The sequence below is a fragment of the Bacillus sp. MBGLi79 genome, assembly GCF_002953915.1.
The window spans coordinates 4,715,260-4,719,809 of sequence record NZ_CP026521.1 but is presented as its reverse complement, the minus strand read 5'-3'; the positions used below and the strand labels follow the sequence as shown (position 1 = coordinate 4,719,809).

Here is a 4,550-nt window from a genome sequence, read left to right as displayed (position 1 = left end):
TCCATCCCCTTTTTAGAATAGGAGCTGTCCCCCTATGTACGAGCATTTGCATGATAAGGTGATTTTAAAAGTATGACATTATTTTTAAATAATTGACCTTTATATGATAGTACCGCATAACTCCTTTTTGAGACAATCAAAACGAGGGAAAGAGGCGCTGAGATGAGCGGAGAGAAAGCTTGAGAAGGCTTCTTTAACATTAATCGGACACCGCATTTCAGAGTACCCCGGCTTTGGCTTGGTCACTTTCATGGAATTGATTTCTTTCTATCCCAGCATTGTCTCGTTCTCAGAAATGGGAGGAAAATATTGTCGCTAGTATAGGTGAGTTTAAGAATACTAGCGTTAACTATAAATAGGACCATTGACAAATCACTCAACCTCTATTAAAATTAAAAGTTATCCGATAGTAATTATCTCTATCGAAAAACTCAATACATGCAAGCTATGATTGCTGTGGGTCGAACTACAGCAGGAGCAGCTTCTGGAGAGACCGCGGAATTCTGCGGCGCCGAAGGGTTCACAATCTCAGGCAAAAGGACAGAAGAGTACCGAATATGTATTTGTCGTGCTGATGATTGTCAGCGGCACAAATATATTTTGATATTCTTATGACCGCGAGATTGGAGGACATCCAATCTCTTTTTTTTATGGGCTTTTTTACTGCTCGTCGTTCACTAGAGAGGTAAGGAGGAGTTTGATGTGGAACAGCGGGAATTAAAGAGGGACTTATCCAATCGGCACGTACAGCTTATCGCTATTGGCGGGACGATTGGCACCGGGTTGTTTTTAGGCTCCGGTAAGGCGATTCAATTGGCGGGTCCTTCTATCATCTTTGCGTATTTCATTGTAGGTATTGCGCTTTTTTTCGTGATGCGGGCGCTGGGAGAATTGCTGTTATCTAAAGCGGGTTATCAATCGTTAACCGATATTGCCGAGGAGTATCTGGGGCCGCGTGCGGCGTTTGTCACCGGGTGGACCTATTGGTTTTGCTGGATTATGACGGCTATGGCGGATGTGATTGCCGTCGGTGTCTATGTGAAATATTGGTTTGATATTCCGCAGTGGGTCCCTGCACTTATCTGTTTACTCATTTTATTAGGGCTCAATCTGTTGACTGTCAAGCTTTTTGGAGAATTGGAATTTTGGTTCGCTTTAATAAAGGTGATCACGATTCTTGCGTTAATTGTCATCGGTGTTATTTTGCTGGTGATCGGGTTTAAGACGCATACAGGAACGGTTTCGGTTACCAACCTTTGGGCGCATGGCGGTTTGTTTCCAAACGGATTTTCAGGCTTTTTGCTTTCTTTCCAAATGGTGATCTTTGCATATGTCGGTGTGGAATTAGTAGGTGTATCGGCGGCGGAAACGTCGAACCCGAAAAAAAATATTCCATCGGCTATTAATAAAATTCCTTTACGGATTTTATTTTTCTACGTCGGCGCGCTTATCGTCTTATTATGTATTAACCCTTGGATGGAACTGAATGCAGCGGAAAGTCCTTTTGTGAAAACCTTCAGCTTAGTCGGCATCCCGCTTGCCGCGGGAATCATTAATTTTGTTGTATTAACGTCAGCCGCGTCTGCTTGTAACAGCGGGATGTTTTCAACAAGCCGGATTCTGTACAATTTAAGTAAAACGAAACAGGGCCCGGCCAATTTTGCGAAGCTGAATAAAAACCATGTGCCGAGTCACGCGTTATGGGTATCAACCATTGTCCTGTCAGCAGGAGCGCTATTAAGCAAACTGATACCGGAACAAGCCTTTGGAATCGTGACAACCATCAGCGCGATTTGTTTCATATGGGTGTGGGGTGTGATTCTTGTCAGCCATATTAGATACAGGAAAACCCGTCCGCACTTACACGCAGCATCAACATTCAAAGCGCCATTCGCGCCGTTTATCAATTATGTTGTCCTGGCGATGTTTGCGGTCATTCTCATGATTATGCTGTATGCGGATGCGACCCGCCCGGCCTTGCTGCTGACTCCTCTATGGTTTATTGTATTGTTTATTTTATTTTGGATGAAAAAAAACAGGACAAAAAGAACATGATGAGTCAAATTAAATCTCTTGAAAAAGACGGTGTACTGCATGCAGTATGCCGTCTTTATTTTTGATTAACCGTTTCCTTTTATAGGTTTATATTTAATGTAGACATGAGAACGAGAGGAATGGAGTCATGGAATACAATTCATACATGAATGGACAATCGCAATATCCCGCTTGGTCCTATCCGTACAATTTGATCATATGGAAAGCGTTTGTCGGCCATGATGTGAAGTCCTATTTATATGGGTTATAACATAAAAAAGCGCCATACTGCCGTTTAAGCAGCATAGCGCCTTTCGTGTTAGTTCCGGATCAAATAATCAAACGCCCCTAATGCGGCATTTGCCCCCGATCCCATTGAAATAATGATTTGGTTATATGGTCCGTCTGTGCAGTCGCCGGCAGCGAATAGGCCAGGGATGGTTGTTTCGCCGCGTTTGTCGACTGCGATTTCGCCGATGCGGTTGCGTTCGACGGTTTCAGGGAGCCATTCCGTGTTCGGCACAAGACCGATTTGGACGAAGACGCCTTGGAGCTCGACGTGTTTTTCTTCTCCTGTTTCACGGTCAACGTAAGTGATGCCGTTTACGTTTTCATCACCCGTGATTTCTTTTGTTTGGGCGTTTTTCACGACAGTCACGTTAGGGAGACTGTAGAGACGTTTTTGCAGAACTTCGTCTGCTTTCAGCTCCGGTGCGAACTCAAGAACAGTCACGTGGTTGACGATACCTGCAAGGTCAATCGCTGCTTCGATACCGGAGTTTCCGCCGCCGATGACGGCGACGTCTTTGCCTTCAAACAACGGTCCGTCACAGTGAGGGCAGTATGCGACACCTTTGTTTTTGAACTCTTGTTCGCCAGGTACGCCGATATTGCGCCAGCGTGCGCCAGTTGACAGAATGACGGTTTTGCTTTTCAGAACAGCGCCGTTTTCGAGTTCAAGATGGAAAAGATCTTTTTTCTCGAGACCTTTTGCGCGTTGCAGGTTCATGACGTCGATCTCGTAATCCTTCACGTGTTCTTCAAGGCTTGCCGCAAGCTTCGGCCCTTCGGTGCGCTTCACGCTGATGAAGTTCTCGATGCTCATCGTGTCAAGGACTTGGCCGCCGAAGCGTTCGGCAACGATTCCTGTGCGGATGCCTTTGCGCGCCGCATAGATTGCTGCGCTTGCACCGGCAGGTCCGCCTCCGACAACGAGTACATCGAACGGATCTTTATCAGAAAGCTCAGATGCATCTGTGCCGCTGCCCATTTTCGCAAGAATTTCTTCAAGCGTCATTCGGCCGCTTCCAAAGGATTCGCCGTTCAAGTATACGGTCGGCACAGCCATAATGTTTTTGCTTTCGACTTCTGACTTGTATGCCGCACCATCGATCATCGTGTGCGTGATGTTCGGGTTGAGCACGCTCATCATGTTCAATGCCTGCACAACGTCCGGGCAGTTGTGGCATGTGAGGCTGATATAAGATTCGAAGCGGTATTCGCCGCTGATGTTCTTGATTTGATCGATGATTTTTTGATCGACTTTCGGCGGTCGGCCGCTTACTTGCAAGAGTGCCAGCACCAAAGATGTGAATTCGTGACCGAGCGGAACTCCGGCGAATGTGACGCCTGTTTCTTCTCCGGCACGATTGACGCTGAAGCTTGGCGTTCTGTCGAGCTGCGCCTTTTCAACAGTGATTTTTGATGACATGGAAGCCAGCTCTTCTACAAGAGCCAGCATATCCTTAGAGACACTGTCATCGCCTGTACTGACTTTAAGGACGATGTCATTTTCAATCATCTGCATGTATTGGTTTAATTGTGCTTTGATATTTGCTTCAAGTACCAATTGAATGCACTCCTTAGATTTTGCCTACTAGGTCAAGGCTTGGTGTCAGTGTTTCAGAACCTTCTTCCCATTTAGCCGGGCAAACTTCGCCTGGGTTTTGGCGGACGTATTGAGCCGCTTTTACTTTGTTGATCAGGGTGCTTGCATCACGGCCGATACCGCCTGCGTTGATTTCAACAGCTTGGATCACACCGTCCGGATCGATGATGAATGTTCCGCGGTCAGCAAGACCTTCTTCTTCGTTCAGCACTTCAAAGTTGCGGGAGATCGTTTGAGACGGGTCGCCGATCATCGCGTAAGTGATTTTGCCGATTTTCTCAGAGCTGTCATGCCATCCTTTATGTACGAAGTGAGTGTCTGTAGAAACAGAGTATACTTCGACACCAAGTTCTTTTAGGGCAGCATATTCGTTTTGAAGGTCTTCAAGCTCAGTCGGGCAAACAAATGAGAAATCTGCTGGATAGAAGCAGAAAATGCTCCATTGGCCTTTTAGATCTTCGTGTGTAACATCGATAAACTCACCGTTTTTGTAAGCTTTCGCTGCGAATGGTTGTACTTCTTTTCCGATTAGAGACATAATATCGTCCTCCTGAATGTAGTTTAAGAGAAATAAAAATTGTAAACTTTATTTCTCTGTAATTATTATAATTATATACAAATTATCAAG

The 4,550-nt window shown here is 45.5% G+C and carries 4 protein-coding genes and 1 riboswitch; of the genes, 2 read left to right on the top strand and 2 right to left on the bottom strand.

Features of this window, described 5'->3' with window-relative positions; translation table 11 throughout:
- Window positions 1-474 precede the first annotated feature (474 nt).
- Window positions 475-554, top strand: a riboswitch (glycine riboswitch).
- Window positions 555-702: 148 nt separating this feature from the next.
- Window positions 703-2,055 carry an amino acid permease gene (locus C1T29_RS24040; protein ID WP_025810517.1) on the top strand — a complete coding sequence of 451 codons (1,353 nt, stop codon included), beginning with the start codon at window positions 703-705 and terminating at the stop codon, window positions 2,053-2,055.
- Between the two features lie 127 nt (window positions 2,056-2,182).
- The gene (locus C1T29_RS25005) at window positions 2,183-2,305 is read left to right on the top strand and encodes a hypothetical protein (protein ID WP_257419524.1); all 123 of its coding nucleotides are present in this window, start codon (window positions 2,183-2,185) and stop codon (window positions 2,303-2,305) included.
- 48 nt (window positions 2,306-2,353) lie between these two features.
- On the opposite strand, the gene ahpF is transcribed toward C1T29_RS25005, so the two are convergent.
- Complete coding sequence (gene ahpF, locus C1T29_RS24035) at window positions 2,354-3,883, bottom strand: alkyl hydroperoxide reductase subunit F (protein WP_020453591.1); 1,530 nt, start codon at window positions 3,881-3,883, stop codon at window positions 2,354-2,356.
- Between the two features lie 13 nt (window positions 3,884-3,896).
- A complete protein-coding gene (gene ahpC, locus C1T29_RS24030) occupies window positions 3,897-4,460 on the bottom strand; it encodes an alkyl hydroperoxide reductase subunit C (RefSeq protein WP_020453590.1) in 564 nt (187 codons plus the stop codon).
- Window positions 4,461-4,550 lie beyond the last annotated feature (90 nt).

Coding starts and splice junctions, on each gene's coding strand:
- C1T29_RS25005 (WP_257419524.1), top strand. CDS start 2,183: ATGGAATACAATTCATACATGAATGGACAATCGCAATATCCCGCTTGG.
- ahpC (WP_020453590.1), bottom strand. CDS start 4,460: ATGTCTCTAATCGGAAAAGAAGTACAACCATTCGCAGCGAAAGCTTAC.